Here is a 24,669-nt window from a genome sequence, read left to right as displayed (position 1 = left end):
GAGCGGTACCCCGAACAAGCCCTTGAGCAGGGCGTGGCTGCGGGAGCGCTCGGAGCTCGGAGTGTCCGCGGTGCTGGTCGGGTTGGGTGTGCTGGTCCTGGTCGACGCGATCCGGATCCACACCGACTTCGCGCAGCGCGGCCCGGTGGGGCCGAAGGCGGTGCCGGTGGTGGTCGGCGTCGGGTTGATCGTGGTCGCCGCGCTGCTCGCGCGTGACGTGCTGCGCGGTGGGCGCGGTGAGGCGGAGGGCGGCGAGGACGTCGACCTCACCGCCCCGGCCGACTGGCGGACCGTGCTGCTGCTGTGCGGCGCGTTCCTGGCCAACGCGGCGCTGATCGGGGTGGTCGGCTTCCCGATCTCCGGCGCGATCCTGTTCTGGGGCGCGGCCTACGCGCTGGGCAGCCGCAACCCCGTCCGCGACCCCCTGCTCGCCGCCGGGCTGTCGGTGGCGACGTTCCTGCTGTTCAACAACCTCCTGGGCGTGCCTCTGCCCGGCGGACCGCTGGTGGGGATGTTCTGACGTGGACTCGTTCAACAACCTGCTCGAAGGATTCGCGACCGCGCTGACGCCGACGCACCTGGCGCTGGCCGCGTTGGGCGTGCTGCTGGGCACGGCGATCGGCGTGCTGCCGGGCATCGGGCCGGCCATGGCGGTGGCGCTGCTGCTGCCCGTCACCTACGGCCTGGAGCCGACCGGGGCGTTCATCATGTTCGCCGGCATCTACTACGGCGGCATGTTCGGCGGCTCGACCACGTCGATCCTGCTCAACACGCCGGGGGAGAGCGCAGCGGTGGTCGCGGCGATCGACGGCAACCCGATGGCGCGCAAGGGCCGCGGCTCGCAAGCGCTTGCGGCGGCCGCGATCGGACACTTCGTCGGTGGCACCATCGGCACCGTGCTGCTCGTCCTGCTCGCGCCGACGGTGGCGAAGTTCGCCGTGGACATCGGCGCGCCGGACTTCTTCGCGATCATGGTGCTGGCGTTCATCGCGGTCACGTCCGTGCTCGGCGCGTCCCGCGTGCGCGGCTTCGCGTCCCTGCTCATCGGCCTCACCATCGGCCTGGTCGGGCTGGACGAGATGACCGGCCAGCAGCGGCTCACGTTCGGGTCGCTGCACCTGGCCGACGGCATCGACGTGGTCGTCGTGGCGGTGGCCCTGTTCGCGGTCGGCGAGTCCCTGTGGGTGGCCGCCCACCTGCGGCGCAAGCCCGCCCGGCCCATCCCGGTCGGCCGGGCGTTCCTCGGCCGCGAGGACTTCCGGCGGTCGTGGAAGCCGTGGCTGCGCGGCCCGGTGATCGGGTTCCCGTTCGGTGCGATCCCGGCCGGCGGCGCGGAGATCCCGACGTTCCTGTCGTACGTGGCGGAGAAGCGGCTCTCCAAGCACCGCGAGGAGTTCGGCAAGGGCGCGATCGAGGGCGTGGCCGGTCCCGAGGCCACGGCGAGCGCGTCCGCGGCGGGCACGTTGGTGTCGATGCTGACCCTCGGCCTGCCGACCACGGCGGTGGCCGCGGTGATGCTGGCGGCGTTCCAGCAGTACGGCATCCAGCCGGGACCGCTGCTGTTCGAACGGGAGTCCGCGCTGGTCTGGGGCCTGATCGCGTCGCTGTTCATCGGCCTGTGCCTGCTGCTGGTGCTCAACCTGCCGCTCGCGCCGGTGTGGGCGAAGCTGCTGGGCATCCCGCGGCCGTACCTGTACGCGGGCATCCTGTTCTTCGCCAGCGTGGGCGCGTACGCGGTGAACGCCGACGTGTTCGACCTGCTGGTGATGTTCGTGATCGGCGTGCTCGGCTTCGTGATGCGCCGCTACGGCCTGCCGGTGCTGCCCGCGATCCTCGGCGTCATCCTCGGCCCGGCCGCCGAACAGCAGATGCGCCGCGCCCTGCAACTGTCCGACGGCTCGCTGACGGGCCTGGTCAACACCCCGTTCGCACTGGTCGTCTACGGCATCGTGGTGGTCCTGCTGGCCTGGCCCCTGGCCCGCCGCCTGTTCCGCAAGCCCACCCCGCCGACCGAGGCGCCACCGCGGCCCGAACGGCCGAAGGTGGACGCCTGACCCGACCCCGCCGGCCGGACTCCGTGCCAGGAGCCCGGCCGGCCGTCCCACGCCCCGGTGGTCCTGGCGATGTCCTCCGCGCGGTGGTGGCCGTCATCGTGGTCGTGTGACCGCAGCAGCGACTCCGGGACCGCGGCAGGGTGGATCGGTTGACTCACGCCTAATTGGTGAGCAGGCCGTCCAGCAGGGTGTCGAGACCGGCCTTGACCGTGTCGGGCCCGGCGGCCCGGTGGGCGACCAGGTTGGCGGCCAGCGGGGCGAGCAGGGCGTCCGCGGTGAACGCGGCGTCCACGTCCGGGCGGGCTTGGGTGATCAGCACGGTCAGGTGCCGGTGGTGGACGTCGTAGGCGCCGCCGAAGCGGGCGAACGGGCCGGTGGTCTCGGCCATCAGCAGCAGGTCCAGCTGCGCGAGCGTGCGGTCGACCAGGGCGTGCAGGAACGCCCGGATCCGGTCGGCGGCAGGCGCGCCGGGGCCCACCGGGGGCGGGCCGGTGAGGAACGCGGCCTGGAACTCGTGCTCCGAGGCGTCGATCAACGCGTGGGCCAGGCCCGATCGGTCGCCGAAGCGGCGGTAGAGGGTGCCGACGCCCACGCCGGACGCGGCGGCGACGTCGGCCATGGCGAGGCCCTCGATGCCCCGTGCGGCCACGATCTCGGTGGCGGCGGCCAGGATCTTCGCCCGGTTCTTGGCGGCGTCGGCCCGTTCCCGCGTCACCCCGGCAGCTTAGCCCGCACCTCGACAACCGGAACTGGTTCCGCTTATGCTCAAGCGGAACCAGTTCCGGTTATTGGGGGAAGCGATGGGGCAGCTCGAAGGCAGGGCCGCGCTGGTCACCGGCGGCAGCAGGGGGATCGGGGCGGCGATCGCCAAGCGTTTGGCACGCGACGGCGCGAACGTGGCCATCACGTACGCCCGTGCGGCCGACCGCGCCGACGCGGTGGTCGAGGAGATGACGGCCTCGGGCGTGCGGGCGTTCGCGGTGCGGGCCGAGGCCACCGACGTCGACGCCCTGCGTGACGCCGCGGCCCGGGCCGCGTCCGCGTTCGGCGGCCTGGACGTCCTGGTCAACAACGCGGGCATCGCCCCGTTCGGGCCGTTCGAGGACGTCGCGGTGGAGGAGGTCGACCGGATCCTGGCGATCCACGCGCGGGCCGCGTTCGTGCTGGTCCAGGCGGTCGTGCCGCACATGGCGGCGGGCGGGCGGATCGTCAACATCGGCAGCAGCCTGGCCGAACGGGTGCCGTACCCGGGCTGGGCGCTCTACGCGATGAGCAAGTCGGCGCTGATCGGGTTGACCAAGGGCCTGGCCCGCGACCTCGGCCCGCGCGGCATCACGGTCAACCTGGTCCACCCGGGCTCGACCGACACCGAGATGAACCCGGCCGACGGACCGGACGCCGACGAGGAGCGCCGCTACACCGCGCTCGGCCGGTACTGCGACCCGGAGGACGTGGCCGCGACGGTGGCGCACCTGGCCGGCGACGGCGGGCGCAACGTCACCGGTGCGGCGTTCGTCGTGGACGCGGGCGCGGTGGCGTAGCCGTGGCCTGGTTGCTGCTGCTCGGTGCGGCGTTGCTGGAGGTCGTGTGGGCCACGGCGGTGGGCCGGTCGGACGGCTTCACCCGCCCGGTGCCCACCGCGGTCGGGATCGCGGCGGCGGTGACGAGCTTCGTGGTGCTCGCGATCGCCATGCGCGACCTGCCCGTCGGCACGGCCTACGCGGTGTGGGTCGGCCTCGGCGCCGTGGGCGTCGTCCTGGTGGGGATCCACGCCGGTGAGAGCGCGTCGCCGCTGCGGCTGGCGTGCCTGGCGTTGATCGTGGTCGGCGTGGTGGGGCTCAAGCTGACCTGATCGGCGGGGCGGTGGTCGAGCGGACGACCAGCGACGGGTGCAGCAGGTGGCGCACGGGCTCGGCCCGTTCGCCGCGCACCCGTTGCAGCAGGGCCTCGGCGGCGAGCCGGCCGAACTCGTTGCGCGGCTGGTCGATCGTGGTCAGCGAGACGTGCCGCAGGGCGGCCAGCGAGGTGTTGTCGTAGCCGACCACCGAGACGTCCTGCGGCACGCGGAACCCGGCGTCCTCCAGCGCGGAGATCGCGCCGACCGCGTTGAAGTCGTTGCAGGAGACGATCGCGGTCGGCATGTCGCCCAGCAGGCCCCGCACGGCGCGCGCCCCGGCCGCGTCGGTGTACTCGCTGGCGACCACCCGCGGCGTGAGGCCGTGCGACGCCATCGCGGCCAGGTACCCGCGCCGGCGGGGCGCGGCCCGCGATCCCTCGCCGCCGTCCAGGTGCGCGATCCGCTCGTGCCCCAACGACACCAGGTGGTCCACCGCCAACGCGATGCCGCGCTCGCCGTCGTCGTTCACGGTGTCCACGGTGGCCAGTCGGGACGACCGCGCCACCAGCACCACCGGCGTCTGGTCCGCCGCACGGCCGATGTCCGCGGTCGGCACCACCGGTGACAGCAGGGCCAGGCCCGCCGGCCGGAACGACAGCAGGCTCCGCAACGCCCGCCGTTCCCGCGCCGGGCTGCGCCCGCCGGTGTTGATGATCAGGTCGAAGCCGTGTTCGGTCGCCACCGCGTCCAACCCGTCCACCACCTCCGCGAAGAACGCGTTGTGCAGGTCCGACACCATCACGCCGAGCACGTGCGACGTGCGGCTGGCCAACGAGCGCGCCATGGCGTGCGGCGAGTACCCCAGCTCCTCGGCTGCCTTCAGCACGGCCGCGCGGCGCTGGTCGCTCACCTTCGGTGATCCCCGCATCACCAACGACACCAGGGCGCGGGACACGCCGGCGCGTGCCGCGACGTCTTCCATCGTGGGTCTGGCCACCGTGTCCCCCTCCTGCGGCCTGCGGTGGACCGGCACGGGCGGGGAAACGCGCCCTTGACACCGGTGTGACGGACGTTACAGCATTAGAGCGCTCCAACAAATGGAGCGCTCTAACGCCGGAGCGCCTCTACCAGGACGGAGACCAGCCGAATGCGCATCGGAGTTGTCGGGGTCGGCCGGATCGGCACCATGCACGCCACCAACCTGGCCACCCTCGACGAGGTCGACGAGGTGCTGCTGTTCGACCCGGTGCCCGGCCGCGCGGCGCGGGCGGCGGCCGACCTGCCCGGCACCAGGAGCGTGGACGACCTCGACGCGCTGTTCACGTCCTGTGACGGCGTCCTGCTGGCCACGCCCACGACCACGCACCCCGCGTTGCTGCGCGCGGCCATCGCGGCGGGCGTGCCCACGTTGTGCGAGAAACCGATCGCGAGCCACCTGGACGAGATGCGCGCGTTGGTGGACGACGTGGAGGCGTCCGGGGTGGAGGTGCTGGTCGGGTTCCAGCGCCGGTTCGACCCGGCGGTGTCCGAGCTGCACCGGCGCGTCCGGGCCGGCGAGGTCGGCGAGGTCTACCTGGTCCGCGCGCTCGGCAACGACGCCCAGCCGCCCGACTTCTCCTACCTGCCGCAGTCCGGCGGCATCTTCCGCGACCTGCTGATCCACGACCTGGACGCGGTGCCGTGGCTGGTGGGCGAGCCCGTGGTGGAGGTGTACGCGTCGGGGTCGGTGCTGGTCGACCAGGCGTTCGCGGACGCCGACGACGTGGACAACGCCGTGGTGCTGCTGAAGTTCGCGGGTGGCGCGCACGCCACCCTCGCGGGCGGCAGGCACGACCCGCTCGGCTACGACCACCGCATCGAGGTGCTGGGCAGCCGGGACTCGCTGGCCGTCGGCCTCGACCCGCGCACGCCGCTGACGTCGTTGGAACCGGAGGGACCGAAGGCCGCGGGCGACGCCTACCCGGGCTTCGCGGAGCGCTTCCACCGCGCCTACCTGACCGAGGTGGCCACGTTCGCGCAGGTGGTGGCCGGCACGGTGGCGAACCCGTCACCCGCGCGGGAGAGTTTGATCAGCCTTCGACTCGCCGAGGCGTGTGAGCAGTCGCGGCGCTCGGGCGCTCCGGTCCGGATCCAGACGGAGGTTGTCGCGTGAAGATCGCCGGTGCGCCGATCTCGTGGGGTGTCTGCGAGGTGCCCGGGTGGGGCAGGGTCCTCGAACCCGCGACCGTGCTGGCCGAAATGGCGTCGCTCGGCCTGCGGGCTACCGAACTCGGTCCGCCCGACTACCTGCCCGCCGAACCGTCGTCGTTGAGATCCCTGCTGGACGAGCACGGGCTGTCACTGGTCGGCGGGTTCCTGGCCGTCCCGCTGCACACCGGCGCGCGGTCCTCGGTCGACGAAGCCGACCGGGTCGCCGCCCTGCTGGCCGCCGCCGGCGCGGAGGTCCTCGTGCTGGCCGCCGCCACCGGCCTCGACGGCTACGACGAGCGCCCCGCCCTCACCGACGACCAGTGGCGCACCCTCGTCGACACCGCCGCGCTCGTCCGCGACCGGGCCGCCGACCACGGGCTGCGCACCGCGCTGCACCCGCACGTCGGCACGCACGTCGAGCGCACCGCCGAGGTCGAGCGGTTCCTCGCCGACTCCGACCTCGACCTCTGCCTGGACACCGGCCACCTGCTCATCGGCGGCACGGACCCGGTCGACCTGGCCCGCCGCCACCCCGGCCGGATCGGGCACGTGCACCTCAAGGACGTGCGTGCCGACATCGCGGCCACCGTGCGCGACGGCGACACCGCCTACATGGCCGCCGTGCAGCAGCGGATGTACGTGCCGCTGGGCGAAGGCGACGTGGACGTGGCGGCCCTGGTCGCGTTCCTCCGGGACGCGGGCTACACCGGCTGGTACGTCTTGGAGCAGGACACCGCGCTCGGCGACGACAGCCCGCTCGACACACCGGTGCGCGACACCGCGCGCAGCCTCGCGCACCTGACCCAGTTCACCGCCAACTGAACCCGCCCCCGGCGAGGAGAGACGATGACGTCCACTCGAAAGGCCCTGCCCGCGGGCACCGCCCGCATCGGACTGGCACTGACCGGACTCGCGCTGCTCGCCGCGTGCAGCGGGCCCGGCGCGGAGAACACCGCGACGACGAACACCGGTGCCGCCCAAGCGCCGACGACCGGTGACCTGCGCGTCGCCGTCGTCACCCACGGCTCGGCGGGCGACGCGTTCTGGAACGTGGTGAAGAACGGCGCCACCGACGCGGGCAAGCAGCTCGGCGTCACGGTCGACTACAACTCCGACGGCGACCCCGGCCGGCAGTCCACCCTGATCGACAACGCGGTCTCGCAGCAGGTCGGTGGCATCGTGGTGTCGATGGCCAACCCGGACGCGTTGCGGACCTCGATCGAGAACGCGGTCAAGGCGGGCATCCCGGTCGTCACCATCAACTCCGGCTCGGACAAGAGCACGTCGTTCGGCGCGCTGGCGCACGTCGGCCAGGAGGAGAACGTCGCGGGCGAGCAGGCCGGGCAGAAGCTGAAGGACGCCGGCAAGACCAAGCTGCTGTGCGTGATCCACGAGGCGGGCAACGTCGGCCTCAACCAGCGCTGCGACGGCGCGCGCACCGGCTTCGGCGGCACCGTCACCAACCTCCAGGTGGACATCAACAACCCCACCGACGTGGAGTCCCGGATCAAGGGCGCGTTGCAGACCGACCCGTCGGTCGACGCGGTGCTCGCGCTCAACCCGCAGGTCGCGGTGTCGTCGGTGAGCGCGGTCAAGGGCGCGTCGTCGAAGGCGGCGGTCGCCACGTTCGACCTCAACGCCGACGTCACCGCCGCGATCAAGGCCGGTGACGTGCTGTTCGCCGTCGACCAGCAGCAGTACGAGCAGGGCTACCTGCCGATCGTGATGCTCAAGCTCTACCGCGACAACGCCAACACCGTCGGCGGTGGCAAGCCGGTGCTCACCGGGCCCGGTTTCGTCGACAAGTCCAACGTGGACAAGGTGGCCGAGTACGCCGCGCGCGGCACCCGCTGAGGAGGACGCCCGTGACCACAGCGCCTTCGGCCGCGCCACCGGACGAGCGGGTCGGCTCGGCTCGGCTGGTCGACCGGCTCGTGCTCCGACCCGAGATCGGCGCGCTGCTCGGCGCGCTGCTGGTCTTCGTGTTCTTCACCGCGGTGACCGAGCGGTTCCTCAGCGCGGGCGGTGTGGCGACCTGGCTGGACGACGCGTCCACGCTCGGCATCATGGCCGTCGCGGTGGCGCTGCTCATGATCGGCGGCGAGTTCGACCTGTCCGCCGGCGTGATGACCGCCTCCACCGCGCTGGTCACGGCCGTCCTGGCCACCCGGCTCGGCTGGAACGTGTGGCTCGCGCTGCTCGCGTCGCTGGTGTTCGCGCTGGCGGTCGGCGCGCTGAACGGGTGGCTGGTGCTGCGCACCGGGCTGCCCAGCTTCATCGTCACGCTGGGCACGTTCCTGGCGTTGCAGGGCCTGAACCTGGGCGTGACCAGGCTGGTGACCGGCACCGTCCAGGTGTCGGGCATGAGGTCGGCCGAGGGCTACTCGTCGGCCGGGTTCCTGTTCGCCTCGACGTTCACCCTCGGCGGCGCGACGTTCTACGTGTCGATCGCGTGGTGGGTCCTGTTCACGATCGCCGCGGCCCTCGTGCTGGTGCGCACGCGGTTCGGGAACTGGATCTACGCGGTCGGCGGGTCGGCGCTGTCCTCGCGGGCCGTCGGCGTGCCCGTGGTGCGCACGAAGGTCCTGCTGTTCATGACCACGGCGGGCGCGGCGTGGCTGGTCGGGTCGATCAACATCCTGCGGTTCACCAGCGTGCAGGCCAACCAGGGCATCGGGCTGGAGTTCCAGTTCATCATCGCCGCGGTGATCGGCGGGTGCCTGCTGACCGGTGGGTTCGGCTCGGCGGTCGGCGCCGCGATCGGCGCGCTGATCTTCGGCATGGCCCGGCAGGGCATCGTCTACGCGAACTGGAACTCGGACTGGTTCCAGCTGTTCCTCGGCGTGATGCTGCTGGCCGCCGTGCTGGTCAACAACGCGTTGCGGCGGCGGGCGGAGAGGGTGCGGCGATGAGCGTCCCGACAGGTCGGACACTGCTGGAGGTCCGCGGGATCGGCAAGACCCACGGCAGCGTGATCGCGCTGAAGGACGTCTCGACCTCGGTCGGCGCCGGCGAGGTGACGTGCGTGCTCGGCGACAACGGCGCGGGCAAGTCCACGTTGATCAAGGTTCTGGCGGGCGTGCACCAGCACGACTCCGGCGAGTACCTGGTCGACGGCTCCCCGGTCCGGTTCTCGTCGCCGCGCGAAGCCCTCGACCTGGGCATCGCCACCGTCTACCAGGACCTGGCCGTGGTGCCGCTGATGAGCGTGTGGCGGAACTTCTTCCTCGGGTCGGAGCCGACCGTCGGGTTCGGCCCGTTCCGGTTCCTGGACCGGCGGCGGGGCCGGGAGGTGACGCGGCGCGCGTTGGCCGACATGGGCATCGACCTGCGGGACGTGGAGCAACCCGTGGGCACGCTGTCCGGCGGCGAGCGGCAGTGCGTGGCGATCGCGCGGGCGGTGCACTTCGGGGCGAAGGTGCTGATCCTGGACGAGCCGACGGCCGCGCTCGGGGTCAAGCAGGCCGGTGTGGTGCTGAAGTACGTGGCGCAGGCGCGTGACCGCGGGCTGGGTGTCGTGCTGATCACCCACAACCCGCACCACGCCTACCCGGTCGGCGACCGGTTCCTGCTGCTCAAGCGCGGGCGGGCGTTGGGGACCTACCGGAAGTCGGAGATCGGCCTGGAGGAGCTGACCCGGCAGATGGCCGGCGGGGTGGAGCTGGACGCGCTGGCCCACGAGCTGCGCGGGGTCGACGAACTGCGCGGGGCCGACGGATGACGGTCGAGGTGCTCACCGTCGGCCGGGTCGGGGTCGACCTCTACCCCGAGCAGAGCGGCGTGCCGTTGGCGCTGGTGCGGACGTTCGCCAAGTCGCTCGGCGGCACGGCGACGAACGTGGCCGTGGCCGCGGCGCGCCTGGGCCGTTCCGCCGCCGTGCTGACGAAGGTCGGCCCGGACGGCTTCGGCCCGTACGTGCGCTCCGCGCTGGAGTCCTTCGGCGTGTCGTCGTCCTACGTGGGCACCGCGCCGGACCTCCAGACGCCCGTGGTGTTCTGCGCCCTCGACCCGCCCGAGGACCCACCGCTGCTGTTCTACCGCGCGCCCCTCGCGCCGGACCTGGCGCTCACCGAGCAGGACGTGCCGTGGGACCTGGTGGCCGACGTGCCGCTGCTGTGGGTCACCGGGACGGGTGTCTCCGCGATGCCTGCCCGTGCCACCCAACGGCGGATCCTGGAACACCGGGCCCGCCGCGCGCACACCGTCCTGGACCTCGACTACCGGCCGATGTTCTGGCCCGACGTGCCGACAGCGCGGCGCGAGATCGCCTGGATGCTCGACCACGTGACGGTGGCCGTGGGCAACCGGGCGGAGGTCGAGGTGGCGGTGGGCACCGCGGATCCGGAGGAGGCCGCGGCGCGCCTGCTGGGCCGTGGCGTCGCGCTGGCCGTGGTGAAGAAGGGCGGCGAGGGCGTCCTGTTCGCGACCGCCACCGACTCGTGGACCCTCCCGCCGCACCCGGTGGACGTGGTCTGCGGCCTCGGCGCCGGTGACGCGTTCGGCGGGGCACTGGCCCACGGCCTGCTGGCGGGTTGGGAGCCGGAGCGGATCGCCCGTTACGCGAGCGTCGCCGGCGCTCTCGTGGCGGGCCGACTGGCCTGCGCCGACGCCATGCCGACACCCACCGAGATCGAGGACCACCTGTGAAGACGCCGCGACGGGCGCACCCACGCCGAGGTCAACCGGTCCTCCGGGCGACGACCCCACCTTCCCGCGCACGCATCCGTCCGGGAGGTACCGGTTGATCACCGACGAGCAGTGGTGGGGGTTGCTGGAGACCAGGGCGACCGACCCGGCCGCCATCCGCCGGGCCTACCAGGCGCGCCGGCGGCGGACCCAGCTGCTCTCCGGCCGGGGCACCCTGTTCCTGGTGGCGGCCGACCACCCGGCCCGGGGCGCACTCGGCGTCGGCGGCGACCCGCTGGCCATGGCCGACCGCCGCGCGCTGCTGGACCGGCTGCTCACGGCACTGTCGAACCCGGCGGTGGACGGGGTGCTCGGCACGCCGGACGTGATCGAGGAGCTGCTGCTGCTCGACGGCCTGCACGACAGGGTCGTCATCGGCTCCATGAACCGCGGCGGCCTGGCGGGTGCGGACTGGGAGATCGACGACCGGTTCACCGCCTACGACCCCACGTCCATCGCGGGCAACGGGCTGGACGGCGGCAAGATGCTGCTGCGCCTGGTCGACTCCGACGCGGGCACCGCGCCGACGCTGGAGAGCTGTGCCGCGGCGGTGTCGGCGTTGGCCGAACGGAGCCTGATGGCGATGGTCGAGCCGCTGCCCTACGCGAGGAACGCGGCGGGTGAGCTGGTGTTGCAGACGGACGCCGCCGCGTTGGCGCGGGCCGCGAGCGTCGCGGCCGGGTTGGGCGCGACGTCGGCGTTCACCTGGCTCAAGCTGCCGCCGTCGCCCGACGAGGTGCTGGGCGCGACGACGTTGCCCGCGCTCGTGCTCGGTGGCGTGCCGTCCGCCCGGCTGGGTGACGACCTGGCCTCGTGGGGCCGGTCCCTGCGTCACCCGACCGTGCGCGGGCTGGTCGTCGGGCGCGCCCTGCTCTACCCGCCGGACGGTGACGTGGCCGCCGCGGTCGACGCCGCGGCTCGGGTGCTGCGCACGGCCCGGGAGTCCGCGAGGGAAGGGGTCGGCGCATGAGGAGGGGAGTCGAGGGATGAGCCTGCACCGTCCGCTGGGCACGTTGTCGGACGGCGAGAACGCCGTCGAGCTCACCGCCGACACCGCCGGGTGGGACCACGCCGGGTTGCGCGTCCTGTTGCTGCACCCCGGCGGGACGACCACGTTCGAGACCGGTGACTACGAGGCGTTCGTGCTTCCGCTCTCCGGCGGGTGCGTGGTCGAGGTGGCCGGGGAGCGGTTCGAGCTGCGGGGGCGGGACTCCGTCTTCACCCGGGTGACCGACTTCGCCTACGTGCCGAGGGACGCCGAGGTGCGCCTGTCCACGAAGGACGGCGTCGAGGTGGCGCTGCCGATGGCCCGCTGCGACCGCCGGCTCACCCCCCGGTACGGCCCGGCCGAGGACGTCCCGGTCGAGGTCAGGGGCGCGGGCAACGCCACCCGCCAGGTCACCAACTTCGGCGTGCCCGGCGTCTGGGACCACGCCGACAAGCTCATCGCCTGCGAGCTGATCACCCCCGACGGCAACTGGTCGTCCTACCCGCCGCACAAGCACGACCACACCTGCGACGTCGTCAACGAGGAGATCTACTACTTCCGCATCGCCGGCCGCGACAAGATCACCCCGTCGCGTGACGGGTTCGGCTTCCACCGCACCTACACCGGCGACGGCGACACCGACACCGACGCCATCGACGAGGACGTCGTCGTCCGCGACGGCGACGTCTTCCTCATCCCCCGCGGCTACCACGGCCCGTGCGTCGCCGCGCCCGGCTACCCGATGTACTACCTGAACGTGCTGGCCGGCCCGAACCCCGAACGCTCCATGGCGTTCTGCGACGACCCCGCGCACACCTGGATCCGGGACACCTGGGCGAGCCGGGAACCCGACCCCCGCTGCCCGGTCACCACCGCCGAAGGACGGGTCGAATGAGGCTCACCACCGCCCAAGCACTGGTCCGCTGGCTCGTCGCGCAACGCACCGAGCTCTCCGACGGCACGTGGGCACCGCTGTTCCCCGGCGTGTTCGCGATCTTCGGCCACGGCAACGTGCTCGGCCTCGGCAACGCCCTCGAAGAGGCACGCGCGGAACTGCCGGTCTGGCGCGGCCACAACGAGCAGGGCATGGCACTGGCCGCGGTCGGCGTCGCCAAGGCCACCCACCGCCGCCAGGTCGGCGTCGCCACCTCGTCCATCGGCCCCGGCGCGCTGAACATGGTCACCGCCGCCGGCGTCGCCCACGCCAACCGCCTGCCGCTGCTCCTGCTGCCCGGCGACACGTTCACCAGCCGCGCGCCGGACCCGGTGCTCCAGCAGGTCGAGCACTTCGGCGACCCCACGACCACGGTCAACGACGCGTTCCGCGCGGTCAGCCGCTACTTCGACCGGATCACCCGGCCCGAGCAGCTGCTCAACACCCTGCCCCAGGTGGCGCGCGTGCTCACCGACCCGGCCGACTGCGGACCCGTCGTGCTCGCCCTGCCGCAGGACGTGCAGGCCGAGTCGTTCGACTTCCCGGACGCCCTGTTCACCCCGGTCGTCCACCGCCCGTCGCGTCCCCGCCCGGACACCCGCGACCTCGGCGAAGCCGCCGCGACGATCCGCGCGGCCCGCCGACCGCTGCTGGTCCTCGGCGGCGGCGTCCGCTACTCCCGCGCGGCGGGCCGGGCGATCCGCTTCGCCGAGCGGCACGCGCTCCCGATCGCCGAGACGACCGCCGGCCGCACCCTCGTCCCGCACGACCACCCCCTGCACGCCGGTCCGCTCGGCATCACCGGCTCGACCTCGGCCAACGCCCTGGCCGCCGACGCCGACGTGGTGCTGGCCGTCGGCACGCGCCTGCAGGACTTCACCACCGCGTCGTGGACCGTCTTCGCACCCGACGTCCGGATCGTCTCCCTCAACGCCGCCCGGTTCGACGCGGTGAAGCACGGCGCGCTCGCCCTGGTCGCCGACGCCGACGAGGGCCTGCGCGAACTCACCGACGAACTCGGCGACTGGCGGGCCGACCGGACCTGGGCCGCACGCGCGGCCGAGGAGCGCGGGAAGTGGGACGCGCACGTCGACGGGTTGCGCGCGCCCGGCGGCACGCCGACGTACGCGCAGGTCGTGGGCGTGGTGAACGAGGAGTCCACGCCGCGGGACTACGTGCTGACCGCGTCCGGTGGCCTGCCCGGCGAGCTGATCGGCGGTTGGCGCGCGGTCGGTGAGGCGACCATGGACGTCGAGTACGGCTTCTCCTGCATGGGCTACGAGCTGGCCGGCGCGTGGGGCGCGGCCATCGCCCGGCCCGACGGCGTGGTGACCACGCTCCTGGGCGACGGTTCCTACCTGATGCTCAACTCCGAGCTGTTCTCGGCGGCGTTCGCCGGGCACGGCTTCGTGGCCGTGGTGTGCGACAACGACGGGTACGCCGTGATCCACCGCCTCCAGACCGGTCAGGGCGGCGCGGGTTTCAACAACCTCTACGCCGACGTCCGCACCGCGCACGCCCGGCCGCCGCGCAGCGATTTCGCCGCACACGCCGCCGCGATGGGGTGTGCGGCGTTCCCGGTGGACGACCTCGACGGCCTGCGCGACGCCTACCGCGAAGCCCGTTCGGTCGCGAGAACCGAACGCCGCCCGGCCGTGGTCGTGATTCGCACCCACCCGTCCGCGTGGACGGAAGCGGGCGCTTGGTGGGAAATCGGCGTGCCGGAAGTGGCGCACCGCCCGGACATCACCGCGGCGCACGACGAAGTGGCCACCGGAAAGGCGAAACAAATTCGCTACCTGTGACCGCCGAGTTCCACGAACCGCCGATCAACGCCGGGTGCCGGCGCCGGTCGCGAAATCACCGACCACCCGCGGCAGGGCCGGGCTCACGTCGTGCAGCACCGCGCGCAGGGGGCCGGCGGCCTCGGGGCGTTCCCACAGCATGGTGTGGATCGAACCGCGCCACTCGGTGGTGAACTCGGCGCGCGCCAGTTCCAGCCGCGCCCGCGGCACCGCGACGAGCCTGCGGCGCGCCTCGTCCATCCGGGCGCTGACCAGGTCGACCAGGTCCGGCGCGAGGACCGCGGCCACCCGCGCGCGCAGGGCGGGCCACTGCTCGGTGTCCACGACCGTCGCCAGCGCGCCCGCCGTCGCGCCGGCGAGGAGTCTCAGCGGTTCCTCACGCACCTCATGCCCTCTCGTCGGTGTCCTTGCGGTAGACCGGGCCGAAGTGCGAGCCCCGCTGGTCGTTGCGGTCGAAGTGCTGGATCACGTCGGCCTGCTGGGTCGACACGTGCGCGTCGTGACCGGCCTGGACCACCGTGGACCCGCCGGTGGCCACCGCGCTCTGGTTGACCGACGGAGGCCCGCCCGCGACCGGTCCGCCCACGACCGGCGCGACCGCGTCCGCGTCGAGCGTGATCCCGGGCGCGGCACCCGCGGCGGCCGCGTCGTCCAGCACCAGTTCGTGCACGTTCCCGCTCGGCAGCCACATCCACCCGTGGCCGCTGAAGGTCTTCACCCGCACGTCCACGCGCCGGAAGTCCTCCGGCCGCAGCGTGGTGAACCTGGCCGCGACCAGCGAGGTGAACAGCGTCTCGGACAGCACCACCACGAGGTCGGCCGGCGACTGCTCCAGCGCCGCGTGCGCCGCCGCGCTGTCGAGCAGCCTGCTGACCAGCACCGCGTCCTGGCCGGGGTAGCCGTTGGCGCCCTCGACCGTGGTGCCGAAGTGGATCGCCAGCCGCAACCGCAGCCTGGCCTCCGGCACCCGGTACCGGTTGGTCGCGGCCAGTTCGGCGTCGAGCGCGCGGACGTACCGGTCCACGACGTCGCCCTCCGGCGTCGTGGCGGGCAGCACCGCCCACTCCTCGTCGCCCTTGGCCTGCCGCCGCCACGCCGAGCGGTCGAGACCGGCGGCCTCGCCCGCCCGGTCCAGGCTGCGCACCAGCAGCTCCTGCAGCTCGCGCTGGAGCAGGTCGTCGGCCGACCCGTAGCTCTTCAGGTCACAACACACCAGCAGACTGCGCTGGAAGCTCATGGGCTCGGCCTTTCGACGGGTGCTGACGCACTGCGGACACACGACTGCGCAGAGTCACTGTGGACTACTGCATCGGCGCGAATACCGCAGAAATGCGGTCTCGCGTCAGAAGCCCGCGAATTTACGCAGTCCCGCCAGATCCGGCACCAGCACGTCGCGCCTCAGGTGACTGACCACCACCCCCGCTTTTCGCAGATCGGAGAAGGCCTTCTCGGCCGTTCTGGGCTTCATGCCGGCGATCGAGGCGAGTTCCACCTTCGTCAGCGGAATTCCCAACGTCCACCCGTGCGCCTCTTCGCGCCCGTAGGTCTGCACCAATTCGGCCAGCACCCTGGCCACCCGTTCGGCGGCCGGGTGGGACAGGAAATCCCGTCGGCGCTGGTTCGCCCAGCGGAGCCGGTCGTTGATCATCCCGATCAATTCCACGAACACGTCGTTGCGTCGGTGCAGGAAGCTCATCAGCTCACCGCTGGTGATCAGCTTGGCGACCACGTCACCGCACGTGACGACCGTGGCCGACCTGGGCTTCTGGTCCAGCGCCGCCATCTCGCCGACCAGGTCGCCCGCGACTCTGATCGCGAGCAGCGCCGTGTCACCCGTCTCGTCCGTGGTCTGCACCTTGACCACGCCGTCGAGCAGCAGCAGGACGTGAGTGTCCTTCGCGTCCTGCTCGATGACCTCTCGGTCGGCCGTGTACCGCACGACCGTGCCGATGTTCAGCAGTTCTTGTCGGGTGTTGTCTCGGAGGCGACCCAGGAGGCTGTTGCTGGGCCACCCTGGATCCTGCGTCATCGTGGTCGGCATGGGCAGCATGTGGATCCTGTTACTGTCGTGACCGGCGGGACTTCGAATGGGCCGACCTGCGTCGGGCGGCAAGTGATGGTCTCCCCGAACGTGCTGCGGACAGTACACCCGAATGGGCGTAACTGGTGTCCTCTTGTTCGGCGTTTTGCCCGGCGACCCCCATTGAAGATCACCTGCGAATGCGGGCGCAATACCGAATCGAATGGAATTGCGCAGCTCCTGCGAGGTGGGACGGGCACCACACCGGGGAACAAGGGGCCGATCCGGCGGACTTGCACGGGTTGACCCGCCGAAGGGCGGATGTCGTGCCCGAACGCCTCCAGGAGCCGCACGTGAGCCAGCTGTTCAGCCCGCTGACCCTCCGCACCGTCACGCTGCCCAACCGCATCGCGGTCAGCCCCATGTGCCAGTACTCGGCGCAGGACGGCCACCCGAACGAGTGGCATCTGGTGCACCTCGGCTCGCGTGCGGTCGGCGGCGCGGGCCTGGTGCTCACGGAGGCGACCGCGGTGCAGGCGGTCGGGCGCATCTCGCCCGCCGACACCGGCCTGTGGGACGACGCGCACATCGCCTCGTGGCGACCGGTGGTGGACTTCATCCACGCCAACGGCGCCGTGGCCGGTGTGCAGCTGGCCCACGCCGGGCGCAAGGGCTCGACCTACCCGCCGTTCGCGCCCGAACGGGGTGGGGTCGCGGACGCCGACGGCGGCTGGACGCCGGTCGCGCCGAGCGCCGTGCCGTTCCACGAGAGCTACCGGGTGCCCGCCGAGCTGGACGGCGAGGACATCGCGCAGGTGGTCGCCGACTTCGCCGCGGCCGCCCGGCGCGCGCTGGCAGCCGGCTTCCGGGTGGTCGAGGTCCACGCCGCGCACGGCTACCTCCTGCACGAGTTCCTGTCACCGCTGAGCAACCACCGCACCGACGCCTACGGCGGCTCCCCGGAGAACCGCACCAGGCTGGTGCGCGAGGTCACCGCCGCCGTCCGGGCGGCGGTGGGCGAGGACGTGCCGGTGTTCGTGCGCATCTCCGCCACCGACTGGGTCGAGGGCGGCTGGACCGCGGAGGACAGCGTCGAGCTGGCACGCGACCTCGCGGCCCTGGGTGCCGACGTGGTCGACGTGTCCACCGGCGGCAACGTGCCCGCGGCGGACATCCCGACCGGCCCCGGCTACCAGGTGCCGTTCGCCGAGACCGTGCGGCGGAAGGCCGACGTGCCCACCGGGGCGGTCGGCATGATCACCGATGCCCGGCAGGCCGAACAGGTCCTCGCCGACGGATCGGCCGACCTGGTGCTGCTCGGCCGGGAGTTCCTGCGCGACCCGTACTGGCCGCTGCACGCGGCACGCCAGTTGGGGGTGCAGGTCGACCCGCCGAGGCAGTACGCCAGGGCGTTGTAGGTGCCCGCTGCAAAGGTCGGGCTGCCGGTCTGGAGAACCGGCAGCCCAACCTCAGCAGCGGGTGTTGGTGTGTCTCAGCGACGGTAGTCGTCGTATTCGTCGTCCGACGGCTCGTCGAAGCGTTCTTCGCTTCGACGAACACCAGCGGACTCACCGCCGGACAGCTCGCGTTGCAAGGCGTCGACGTCGATGTTGTGAGAGCTGTATTTGAGCTCTCGCGCCACCTTGGTCTGCTTGGCCTTCGCTCGGCCGCGCCCCATGGCTCGACCCCCTCGCACAGGGACGGGGGCGGCCGGGGGAACGGCGGCCCCACTCGTCTCGACAACTAGTTCCTGGTAACTACCGTACCGTGTCGAAGGGGTTCCCCGCGACGCGGTAGGCGTGACACGTACCGCCAAATCTCACCGTGGGAGGATGCGCGGGTGCCTAGACCGTTCGTCGCCTACCTCAGGGTGTACGAACCGCTGTCGGCTCTTGACGCACCGTTGGCGGATCAGGTGCGAAAAGCCCTGGAGAACGGGCCGTTGAGCCGCGCGGACGTCGGCGCGCGTGAACGGGAGCTGTGGTTGCGATCACAGCTGGCCCGGCCGCGCCGCCTCCTGCCCGGTGAGCGGTCGGACGGCCGGGTCTCGCCCGACGCGCCGTTCGACGTGATGACCATCAGCCCCGCCGAGGTGCCGGGTGAGGTCGGTCCCGGTCCGCTGGTCTGCCCGCTCGACCTGCGCGCCCGGTCGGCCGCCGCGCTGGTCGGGTTCCTGGCCACGGCCACCGGCCCGCTGCGCGAGGAGGCGGTGGCGGTCGAGCCGGAGACGATCCGGGCGCGGGCGTCGTCGGTGATGGCCGAGCTGACCGGTGGCGCGGTGCACGTCATCTCGACCACCTGGACCGTGCCGCTGCCGTGGTTCGCCCTGGTCGAGCCGGAGGCGCGGCGGGTCGTCCTGGCGCCGAAGGACGACCCGGAGCGCCAGGTGTCGTGGCGGGTGTCCATGGCGGACGCCCGCGAGCGGGTGGCGCGGGCGCACCGCGTGGTGGAGGGTTCGCTGGGCGAGGCGGGTCCGGCCAAGGTGCTCGCGGACACCGGGCGCTGGCTGGACCACTTCGCGCCGGACTCGGCGGTCGAGCTCGACTACGGCGGCCTGGTGCAGCTCATCGACGACCCCGACCTGCTCGAAGACAGCTCCGCCGCGGACGTGAACGCGATCGTGGACGCGCTGGAGACCGGTGACGCCGAGGAGGTCGCGCTCCGGTACGAGCAGCTACGGGAGTTCTGGGGCGAGCTCGCGCGCCACGAACGGCACGGATAGCAGCACGCGGGCGGCCGCGGCCGCCGCCGCGGCCATGAGCAGGGCGGCGGGCCACCCGATGCCCACCGCGACCCAGCCGGCCAGCGGTGGCGTGATGGTGGCGCTGAGGTAGTTGGCGGTGTTCTGCATGCCGAGCGCGATCCCGGTCCGCCCGGGAGGGGCCAGCTCGCCCGCGGCCGTGATGGCGACCCCGTTCCAGCACAGCGCGAGCGCGGCCGTGGGGACGAGCACGGCAGCCAGCACCCACACCGGCGCCCGGTCGAGGGCGGCGCAGAGCACGAAGCCGACCGCGATCAGCACGCTGAGCACCTTCAACGGCTGGACCCGGGTGGTCGACCGGTCCGACCACACCCCGACGACCAGCCGGCCGACACCGCCGGTGACCTGCGCCGCGGCGAACAACCCGGCGGCCAACCCGACAGCCACGCCGCGGTGGTCGTGCAGGAGCTCGACCATCAGCGCGGCCGCCGTGAACTGGGGCACCACCAGCAGGCCGCTCGCCGTGCTGAGCCGGATGAGGTTCGGGTCCTTGAGCACGACACCGTGCCGACCGCGGCCCGACCGCACCGCCCACGGCGGTTCGCGGATCCACAGCGCCACCGCGACCGCGACGAACCCGGTGAAGCCCGCCAGCGCGAGGAACGCGACCGGCACCCCGGCCCGCAGCGCGACCACCGGCAGCACCGCGGCGGCCACGGCCGCGCCGAGCGGGGTGGCGGTCTGCCGCAGGCCCATGGCGAACCCGCGCCGTTCGGCGGGGAACCAGGTCAGCACCGCACGGCCGCTGGCCGCGTTCACGCTCGCACCGAACAACCCCACGCCGACCAGCGCCAACCCGGCCGCCACCGGCCCGTCGAACGCGGCCAGCGCCAGGCAGCCGGCCGCGCCGAAACCGCCCACGGCCATCACCAGCCGCTCACCGCGCCGGTCGGCCGCCGCGCCCCACGGCACGAGGGCGAGCATCGTGCCCAGGTTGACCGCGCCGAGCAGCATCCCGACCTGGGGGAGGGACAGCCCGAAGTGCGCGCGCAGCTGCGGGGTGATCGCGGGCAGGCCGAGGAACACCGCGGCGTTGGTGCCCTGCGCGACCGCACCGACCGCGAGCACCACCCACCTGTACCCGGGCGCCGCGGACCGTTGGTGTGCCATCAACCGGCCACGTTAGGCGGCCTGTTCAGATGGCGGGAGTGCCGTCTTACCATGTGGTACGGCCCGGCGTGGGCTACTCCTTGTTGCGGCCCGGGTTGGCCGGCCAGCCCCGTTCCGCGGCCAGCAGCTCGTCCACCGAGGCGCTGCCGCTCTGGTACCGCCCGGCGATCTCGGCGTTGAGGAGGTCGACCACGGCCTGCACCTCGCGCCGCCGGGACGAGACCGAGGCCTCTTCGCCGATGAACACCCGCAGGGCCAGGTTCAGCTTGTCGTCCGAGAGCGCGCTCACGTCCGACAGGTCGACGTCGGAGACCAGCGCCTCGACGTGCCGCCGGTGCGCCTCGGCCCGGGACGGCTCCTGCGTCTGGTACCGCCCGAGACCGGTGGCGGGCCCCACGGCGTTCGACGCGAGGATGGTCGCCAGCTGGTCGACCACCGCCGAACCGCCCGAGGTCCGCCGTTCCTGCTCGGCCCGCACGATGTCGATCCGCGCGTGCAGCAGTCGCCGCAGGTACGACAGGTCCGTCTCCTCCTGCGCCGCCTCGTCGCGCAACGCGCGCACCTCGGCGAGCGGGAGCCGCTCGACCCCCTCCGCGTAGTCGGGGGCGAGCACCCGGTCGATACGGCGGCGCCCGCCGGGACGCACCTCGATCACGTACTCATCCTGAGGTAGTTCGTGTCCACCCGCCAACACAAACCTGCTTCCAAAGTTGTCTCAAACCTGTACCGGACTGCGCACGCCGAGAAGTGCACGTGCATCCGCGGGCGACAGCGGTGGCCGCTGGGCGATCTTCGCCAGTCCCGCCGCACGGGCGACCAGTTGGGCGTTGTCCCGGACCGGCTGGCCCTTCGCGTAGCTGATGGTGTCCTCCATGCCCACGCGCAGGTGACCGCCGGCGGCCAACGCCGTCAGCATCACCGGCAGCGTGGTCCGCCCGATGCCCGTGGCCGAGAACGACGCGCCCTCCGGCAGCAGCCGCAACGCCGCCACCAGCGTCTCCGCGTCGCCGGGCATGCCTCCCGGCACGCCCATCACCAGGTCGACGTGCACCTTGCCACCCGCGGGCAGACCGTGCTGGTCCAGCAGCCGCCGCAACGACGCCAGCTGGCCGATGTCGAAGATCTCGTACTCCGGGACGATGCCCCGCTCCCGCATCCCCTTGTGCAGCGCGACGACGAACTCCCAGCGGTTCAGGAACACGTCGTCGCCGAAGTTCACCGTGCCCATGGTGCAGGACGCCGAGTCCGGCAGGGCGTCGAGCACCCGCAGCCGGTCGGCCTCCGGGTCGGTCACCGCGCCACCCGTGGACAGCTGCACGATCAGGTTCGTGTGCTCGCGCAGAGCCGCGACCGTCTCCTTGAGCCGGCCGAGGTCCAGCGTCGGCCTGGTGTCCGCGCCGCGGATGTGCACGTGCACCATCGCGGCGCCGACCTGCTCGCACGCCTGCGCGGTGCGGACCAGTTCCTCCACCGTGACCGGCAGGTTGGGGACGTCGGCCTTCGCGTGCTCGGCCCCGGTGGGGGCGACGGTGAGCAGCGTGCCGTGGGATCCGGGTCGGGACATGCGGTGATCCTGGCACAGAACCCGTTCGGACCAGCGACTCAGCGGTGCCCCCGGAACCCGGAACCGCAGGCAGGCGCGGTGTCCGGTTTTCCGGTCCGGATGATCAGCGGCCGAGGTTGCGCGCCGCCTCGCGGCCCAGGCCGGGGGTGTCCGGCGGGACCGAGTCGGGGTCGACGCTGGCCTGCACCCGGCGGTCCTCCGCGCCGACCAGCAGCTCCGTCTCCGGTGAGACCGACCGCTTGACCAGCGCCAGCACGATCGTGCCCAGCTCGTGGTGCATCGCCACGCTGCCGACCCGGCCGACCACGCGGTCGTCCACCAGCACCGGGTCACCGGTCTCCGGCTGCACCTCGCGTGACCCGTCCAGGTGAAGCAGCAGCATCCGGCGCGGCGGACGGCCGACGTTGTGCACCTTCGAGACCGTCTCCTGGCCCCGGTAGCAGCCCTTGTCCAGGTGGACGGCGTCGCCGATCCAGTTCACCTCGTGCGGGATGGTCTTCTCGTCGGTGTCCACCCCGAGCCGGGGGTGCAGGGACTCCACCCGCAGCGCCTCGAACGCCCAGCTGCCGGCGGGGCGGGCACCCGCGTCGGTGAGCCTGGCCCACCAGGCGGCGATGTCGCCGCGCGGGACCACCAGGTCGACCGCGTTCCGGCCCGGCCACGTCGTGCGGCGGGCGAAGCCGCCCGCCAGCGCGACCACGCCGTGCGGGCCGTCGGGCAGCGGCAGGTCCAGCTCGGTGAACAACCGGACGACCTCCGGGCCGACGACGGTCAGCACCGCCAGCTCGGGCGTGGCGTCGCGCGGCTCGACCTTCGACCAGAAGACCATCCTGGTCAGGTAGGCGAGCAGCTCGGCCGCCCGCGAGGCCTCGGTGTCGAGGTAGACGACACCGCCGACGTTCGCCACCACCACGTGGTGCTCGACCCGGCCCTGGACGTCCAGGATCAGCGCCTCGGTGCCCTCGCCCTCGCCGATCGCGGTGAAGTGCTGGCTGGTCAGCGAGTGCAGCCAGGTCAACCGGTCGTCGCCGGGCACCGCGATCACGGCCCGGTTCGACCGGTCGAACACCGCCACCGACCGCGCCGCCGCGCGTTGCTCGGCGAACGGGTCGCCGAAGTGCCACGGCACGCCCTGGTCGGGAACGCCCTCGAACGGGGCGATCGCGCCGGGGGCGGTCAACAGCGGTGAGTTCACTCGGACTCCTCGGGGACGTTCTGGGTCAGGCACTCGCGGCACGTGCCGGACAGCGCGAGGTGGCTCGCATCAAGTTCGAACCCGTACCGGTCCCGCAGTGTTCCCCCGAGCGGCGAGAGCAGCTCGCACGGCACCTCGTCCACCCGGCCGCACCGGTGGCACACCAGGTGCACGTGCTCGTGCGCGTCGACCGAGTAGTTCGGCGCGCCGTGCCCGAGGTGCGTGTGCCGGACCAGGCCGAGCCGGTCCAGCAGGTCCAGCGTGCGGTAGACGGTGGTGATGTTCACCGTGGGCGCGGTGACCTGCACGCGCTGGCAGATCTGCTCCGGCGTGGCGTGCCCCAGCTCGCGCACCGCGTCCAGCACGAGCTGGCGCTGGGGCGTCATCCGCATGCCGCGTTCGTGCAGCGTCTTGCGCAGGGCTTTCGGAGCGCTGGCGGTGTCCACGAATCCGATGGTAGGCCGTGAGTAGTCTCACGGTATGCGTGTGCTCGCACTACTGGACGGAACGCTCGCCGACCCGGACGCCCCGTTGATCCGGGTGGACGACTACGGCCTGCTGCGCGGCGACGGCGTCTTCGAGACCATCCTCGTCGTCGACGGCAAGCCGCGGGAGCTCGGCCCGCACCTGGACCGGCTGGCCCGGTCGGCCGCCATGCTCGACCTGCCCGAGCCCGACCGGGCGGCGTTCGAGCGCGCCGTCGGCCTCGTGCTGGACCACTGGACGGGTGGCGCGGAGATCGCGCTGAAGCTCGTCTACACGCGCGGTGTCGAGGGCGGCGACGGCACGCCGACCGGGTTCGCCCTGGGCATGGACATCGCGCCGAAGGTCATGGCGCAGCGGGCCGAGGGCCTCGCCGCGGTGACCCTCGACCGGGGCATCGAGCCCGGTCTGATGGAACGCGCGCCGTGGCTGCTGCTGGGCGCCAAGTCGCTCTCGTACGCGGTGAACATGGCCGCGATCCGTGAGGCGGAACGGCGTGGCGCGGCCGAGGTGGTGTTCACCACGTCGTCCGGCTCGGTGCTGGAGGGCCCCACGTCCACGCTGATCATGGCCCGCGGACGCACCCTGACCACGCCGCCGGCCGAGCTGGGCATCCTGCCCGGCACCACGCAGGCCGCGCTGTTCCGGGCCGCCGAGCGCGAGGGCTGGACGGTCGAGGTGCGGCCGATCGCGGTGGACGAGCTGTACTCGGCGGACGGCCTGTTCCTGGCGTCGAGCGTCCGCAAGATCACCCGCCTGCACACGTTGGACGGCAAGACGCTGGCCGACTCCACCGAGCTGCACGCCGAACTGGACGCCTTGTACGCCTCGGAGTACTAGGCCGCTGCTCCGCAGACGGCGGGCGAGGTCGCCTGGAAGTCGGTCGTTCGCGCCTGTGTTGGATTGCCGCTGCTCCGCAGACGGCGGGCTCGGTCGCCGGGAAGTCGGTCGTTCGCGCCCTGATTCCCCGACGATCGAAGAGCGTGATCGCCGGTCAGGCTGCCGCGCCCGCCGGAACGACCCGGCAGCGCCGAGCGCAGCG

General features: G+C 72.7%; 27 protein-coding genes and 1 pseudogene. 17 read left to right on the top strand and 11 right to left on the bottom strand.

Annotation, left to right across the window (positions count from 1 at the left end; translation table 11 throughout):
* Positions 1–22 precede the first annotated feature (22 nt).
* Together AB0K14_RS35280 and AB0K14_RS35275 are read left to right on the top strand one after the other, a co-directional pair.
* On the top strand, positions 23–520 hold the full coding sequence (locus AB0K14_RS35280; protein WP_360462035.1) for a tripartite tricarboxylate transporter TctB family protein: 498 nt from the start codon (positions 23–25) through the stop codon (positions 518–520).
* A 1-nt stretch (position 521) separates the two neighbouring features.
* Positions 522–2,054, top strand: a complete 1,533-nt coding sequence (locus tag AB0K14_RS35275) for a tripartite tricarboxylate transporter permease (RefSeq protein ID WP_360461957.1) — start codon at positions 522–524, stop codon at positions 2,052–2,054.
* 160 nt (positions 2,055–2,214) lie between these two features.
* Here AB0K14_RS35275 and AB0K14_RS35270 read toward each other — a convergent pair whose 3' ends face one another.
* On the bottom strand, positions 2,215–2,769 hold the full coding sequence (locus AB0K14_RS35270) for a helix-turn-helix domain-containing protein (RefSeq protein WP_360461954.1): 555 nt from the start codon (positions 2,767–2,769) through the stop codon (positions 2,215–2,217).
* 85 nt (positions 2,770–2,854) lie between these two features.
* Between AB0K14_RS35270 and AB0K14_RS35265 the strand changes: the two genes are divergently transcribed.
* Both AB0K14_RS35265 and AB0K14_RS35260 read left to right on the top strand, forming a co-directional pair.
* Positions 2,855–3,595, top strand: a complete 741-nt coding sequence (locus AB0K14_RS35265; RefSeq protein WP_360461951.1) for an SDR family oxidoreductase — start codon at positions 2,855–2,857, stop codon at positions 3,593–3,595.
* A 2-nt stretch (positions 3,596–3,597) separates the two neighbouring features.
* Positions 3,598–3,906 carry a multidrug efflux SMR transporter gene (locus AB0K14_RS35260; RefSeq protein ID WP_360461948.1) on the top strand — a complete coding sequence of 103 codons (309 nt, stop codon included), beginning with the start codon at positions 3,598–3,600 and terminating at the stop codon, positions 3,904–3,906.
* Here AB0K14_RS35260 and AB0K14_RS35255 read toward each other — a convergent pair.
* The gene (locus tag AB0K14_RS35255; protein WP_360461945.1) at positions 3,893–4,888 is read right to left on the bottom strand and encodes a LacI family DNA-binding transcriptional regulator; all 996 of its coding nucleotides are present in this window, start codon (positions 4,886–4,888) and stop codon (positions 3,893–3,895) included. The genes AB0K14_RS35260 and AB0K14_RS35255 overlap by 14 nt on opposite strands.
* A 138-nt stretch (positions 4,889–5,026) precedes the next feature.
* On the opposite strand from AB0K14_RS35255, the pseudogene AB0K14_RS35250 reads away from it, so the two are divergent.
* The 10 genes and pseudogenes from AB0K14_RS35250 to iolD all read left to right on the top strand — a co-directional run.
* A pseudogene (locus tag AB0K14_RS35250) lies at positions 5,027–5,380 on the top strand (Gfo/Idh/MocA family oxidoreductase); the annotation flags it as partial.
* Positions 5,357–6,043, top strand: coding sequence for a Gfo/Idh/MocA family oxidoreductase (locus tag AB0K14_RS35245; protein WP_360462032.1), 687 nt, complete (start codon positions 5,357–5,359; stop codon positions 6,041–6,043). The pseudogene AB0K14_RS35250 and the gene AB0K14_RS35245, both read left to right, overlap by 24 nt.
* The gene (locus AB0K14_RS35240; protein WP_360461942.1) at positions 6,040–6,903 is read left to right on the top strand and encodes a TIM barrel protein; all 864 of its coding nucleotides are present in this window, start codon (positions 6,040–6,042) and stop codon (positions 6,901–6,903) included. Before AB0K14_RS35245 ends, AB0K14_RS35240 begins: the two co-directional genes overlap by 4 nt.
* 24 nt (positions 6,904–6,927) lie before the next feature.
* Entirely contained in the window at positions 6,928–7,935 is a 1,008-nt protein-coding gene (locus tag AB0K14_RS35235) for a sugar ABC transporter substrate-binding protein (RefSeq protein ID WP_360461939.1), read from the top strand.
* Between the two features lie 11 nt (positions 7,936–7,946).
* Positions 7,947–8,993 (top strand): ABC transporter permease, encoded by a 1,047-nt coding sequence (locus AB0K14_RS35230; protein WP_360461936.1) that lies wholly within the window; start codon positions 7,947–7,949, stop codon positions 8,991–8,993.
* Complete coding sequence (locus AB0K14_RS35225; RefSeq protein WP_360461933.1) at positions 8,990–9,802, top strand: ATP-binding cassette domain-containing protein; 813 nt, start codon at positions 8,990–8,992, stop codon at positions 9,800–9,802. The genes AB0K14_RS35230 and AB0K14_RS35225 overlap by 4 nt, the downstream gene beginning before the upstream one ends.
* A complete protein-coding gene (iolC, locus tag AB0K14_RS35220) occupies positions 9,799–10,728 on the top strand; it encodes a 5-dehydro-2-deoxygluconokinase (RefSeq protein WP_360461930.1) in 930 nt (309 codons plus the stop codon). Before AB0K14_RS35225 ends, iolC begins: the two co-directional genes overlap by 4 nt.
* Before the next feature lie 94 nt (positions 10,729–10,822).
* On the top strand, positions 10,823–11,737 hold the full coding sequence (locus tag AB0K14_RS35215) for an aldolase (RefSeq protein WP_360461928.1): 915 nt from the start codon (positions 10,823–10,825) through the stop codon (positions 11,735–11,737).
* 16 nt (positions 11,738–11,753) lie between these two features.
* On the top strand, positions 11,754–12,650 hold the full coding sequence (gene iolB, locus AB0K14_RS35210; protein ID WP_360461925.1) for a 5-deoxy-glucuronate isomerase: 897 nt from the start codon (positions 11,754–11,756) through the stop codon (positions 12,648–12,650).
* Entirely contained in the window at positions 12,647–14,494 is a 1,848-nt protein-coding gene (gene iolD / locus AB0K14_RS35205) for a 3D-(3,5/4)-trihydroxycyclohexane-1,2-dione acylhydrolase (decyclizing) (RefSeq protein ID WP_360461922.1), read from the top strand. Before iolB ends, iolD begins: the two co-directional genes overlap by 4 nt.
* A 24-nt stretch (positions 14,495–14,518) precedes the next feature.
* Here the strand turns inward: iolD and AB0K14_RS35200 are convergent, their stop codons facing one another.
* The 3 genes from AB0K14_RS35200 to AB0K14_RS35190 all read right to left on the bottom strand — a co-directional run bounded on the left by AB0K14_RS35200 (position 14,519) and on the right by AB0K14_RS35190 (position 16,523).
* Positions 14,519–14,878 carry a hypothetical protein gene (locus AB0K14_RS35200; protein ID WP_360461919.1) on the bottom strand — a complete coding sequence of 120 codons (360 nt, stop codon included), beginning with the start codon at positions 14,876–14,878 and terminating at the stop codon, positions 14,519–14,521.
* Between the two features lies 1 nt (position 14,879).
* Positions 14,880–15,731: a hypothetical protein gene (locus AB0K14_RS35195; RefSeq protein WP_360461916.1), complete on the bottom strand. Its 852-nt coding sequence runs from the start codon at positions 15,729–15,731 to the stop codon at positions 14,880–14,882.
* A gap of 105 nt (positions 15,732–15,836) precedes the next feature.
* Positions 15,837–16,523, bottom strand: coding sequence for a Crp/Fnr family transcriptional regulator (locus AB0K14_RS35190; protein WP_241828468.1), 687 nt, complete (start codon positions 16,521–16,523; stop codon positions 15,837–15,839).
* Between the two features lie 344 nt (positions 16,524–16,867).
* On the opposite strand from AB0K14_RS35190, the gene AB0K14_RS35185 reads away from it, so the two are divergent.
* On the top strand, positions 16,868–17,932 hold the full coding sequence (locus AB0K14_RS35185; RefSeq protein ID WP_360461913.1) for an NADH:flavin oxidoreductase/NADH oxidase: 1,065 nt from the start codon (positions 16,868–16,870) through the stop codon (positions 17,930–17,932).
* Between the two features lie 74 nt (positions 17,933–18,006).
* Here the strand turns inward: AB0K14_RS35185 and AB0K14_RS35180 are convergent, their stop codons facing one another.
* On the bottom strand, positions 18,007–18,192 hold the full coding sequence (locus AB0K14_RS35180) for a DUF3073 domain-containing protein (RefSeq protein WP_360461910.1): 186 nt from the start codon (positions 18,190–18,192) through the stop codon (positions 18,007–18,009).
* Between the two features lie 162 nt (positions 18,193–18,354).
* Here AB0K14_RS35180 and AB0K14_RS35175 point away from each other — a divergent pair, with 162 nt between their 5' ends.
* Entirely contained in the window at positions 18,355–19,236 is an 882-nt protein-coding gene (locus AB0K14_RS35175; protein WP_360461907.1) for a hypothetical protein, read from the top strand.
* Here AB0K14_RS35175 and AB0K14_RS35170 read toward each other — a convergent pair.
* The 5 genes from AB0K14_RS35170 to AB0K14_RS35150 form a co-directional block, all read right to left on the bottom strand.
* Entirely contained in the window at positions 19,189–20,385 is a 1,197-nt protein-coding gene (locus tag AB0K14_RS35170) for an MFS transporter (protein ID WP_360461906.1), read from the bottom strand. The two genes, AB0K14_RS35175 and AB0K14_RS35170, sit on opposite strands and share 48 nt — an antisense overlap.
* A gap of 73 nt (positions 20,386–20,458) precedes the next feature.
* Complete coding sequence (locus AB0K14_RS35165) at positions 20,459–21,040, bottom strand: aerial mycelium formation protein (RefSeq protein ID WP_360461903.1); 582 nt, start codon at positions 21,038–21,040, stop codon at positions 20,459–20,461.
* A gap of 60 nt (positions 21,041–21,100) precedes the next feature.
* Positions 21,101–21,949, bottom strand: coding sequence for a 3-keto-5-aminohexanoate cleavage protein (locus AB0K14_RS35160; RefSeq protein WP_360461900.1), 849 nt, complete (start codon positions 21,947–21,949; stop codon positions 21,101–21,103).
* Positions 21,950–22,052: 103 nt separating this feature from the next.
* Positions 22,053–23,144: a glycine cleavage T C-terminal barrel domain-containing protein gene (locus AB0K14_RS35155; RefSeq protein ID WP_360461897.1), complete on the bottom strand. Its 1,092-nt coding sequence runs from the start codon at positions 23,142–23,144 to the stop codon at positions 22,053–22,055.
* The gene (locus AB0K14_RS35150) at positions 23,141–23,536 is read right to left on the bottom strand and encodes a transcriptional repressor (RefSeq protein WP_360462029.1); all 396 of its coding nucleotides are present in this window, start codon (positions 23,534–23,536) and stop codon (positions 23,141–23,143) included. Before AB0K14_RS35150 ends, AB0K14_RS35155 begins: the two co-directional genes overlap by 4 nt.
* Before the next feature lie 88 nt (positions 23,537–23,624).
* On the opposite strand from AB0K14_RS35150, the gene AB0K14_RS35145 reads away from it, so the two are divergent.
* On the top strand, positions 23,625–24,467 hold the full coding sequence (locus AB0K14_RS35145; RefSeq protein WP_360461894.1) for an aminodeoxychorismate lyase: 843 nt from the start codon (positions 23,625–23,627) through the stop codon (positions 24,465–24,467).
* The last annotated feature ends 202 nt before the right edge of the window (positions 24,468–24,669 follow it).

This window comes from Actinosynnema sp. NPDC050801 (assembly GCF_040673975.1).
Classification (GTDB): domain Bacteria; phylum Actinomycetota; class Actinomycetes; order Mycobacteriales; family Pseudonocardiaceae; genus Actinosynnema.
The sequence above is the reverse complement of the archived record's forward strand: the minus strand, read 5'-3'. Positions and strand labels throughout refer to the sequence as shown.

Excerpts from the sequence above, each read along its gene's own strand:
- AB0K14_RS35265 (WP_360461951.1), top strand. The coding sequence starts at position 2,855 with ATGGGGCAGCTCGAAGGCAGGGCCGCGCTGGTCACCGGCGGCAGCAGG.
- AB0K14_RS35235 (WP_360461939.1), top strand. The coding sequence starts at position 6,928 with ATGACGTCCACTCGAAAGGCCCTGCCCGCGGGCACCGCCCGCATCGGA.
- AB0K14_RS35225 (WP_360461933.1), top strand. The coding sequence starts at position 8,990 with ATGAGCGTCCCGACAGGTCGGACACTGCTGGAGGTCCGCGGGATCGGC.
- iolC (WP_360461930.1), top strand. The coding sequence starts at position 9,799 with ATGACGGTCGAGGTGCTCACCGTCGGCCGGGTCGGGGTCGACCTCTAC.
- iolB (WP_360461925.1), top strand. The coding sequence starts at position 11,754 with ATGAGCCTGCACCGTCCGCTGGGCACGTTGTCGGACGGCGAGAACGCC.
- iolD (WP_360461922.1), top strand. The coding sequence starts at position 12,647 with ATGAGGCTCACCACCGCCCAAGCACTGGTCCGCTGGCTCGTCGCGCAA.
- AB0K14_RS35195 (WP_360461916.1), bottom strand. The coding sequence starts at position 15,731 with ATGAGCTTCCAGCGCAGTCTGCTGGTGTGTTGTGACCTGAAGAGCTAC.
- AB0K14_RS35190 (WP_241828468.1), bottom strand. The coding sequence starts at position 16,523 with ATGACGCAGGATCCAGGGTGGCCCAGCAACAGCCTCCTGGGTCGCCTC.
- AB0K14_RS35180 (WP_360461910.1), bottom strand. The coding sequence starts at position 18,192 with ATGGGGCGCGGCCGAGCGAAGGCCAAGCAGACCAAGGTGGCGCGAGAG.
- AB0K14_RS35170 (WP_360461906.1), bottom strand. The coding sequence starts at position 20,385 with ATGGCACACCAACGGTCCGCGGCGCCCGGGTACAGGTGGGTGGTGCTC.
- AB0K14_RS35160 (WP_360461900.1), bottom strand. The coding sequence starts at position 21,949 with ATGTCCCGACCCGGATCCCACGGCACGCTGCTCACCGTCGCCCCCACC.
- AB0K14_RS35150 (WP_360462029.1), bottom strand. The coding sequence starts at position 23,536 with ATGCGGATGACGCCCCAGCGCCAGCTCGTGCTGGACGCGGTGCGCGAG.
- AB0K14_RS35145 (WP_360461894.1), top strand. The coding sequence starts at position 23,625 with ATGCGTGTGCTCGCACTACTGGACGGAACGCTCGCCGACCCGGACGCC.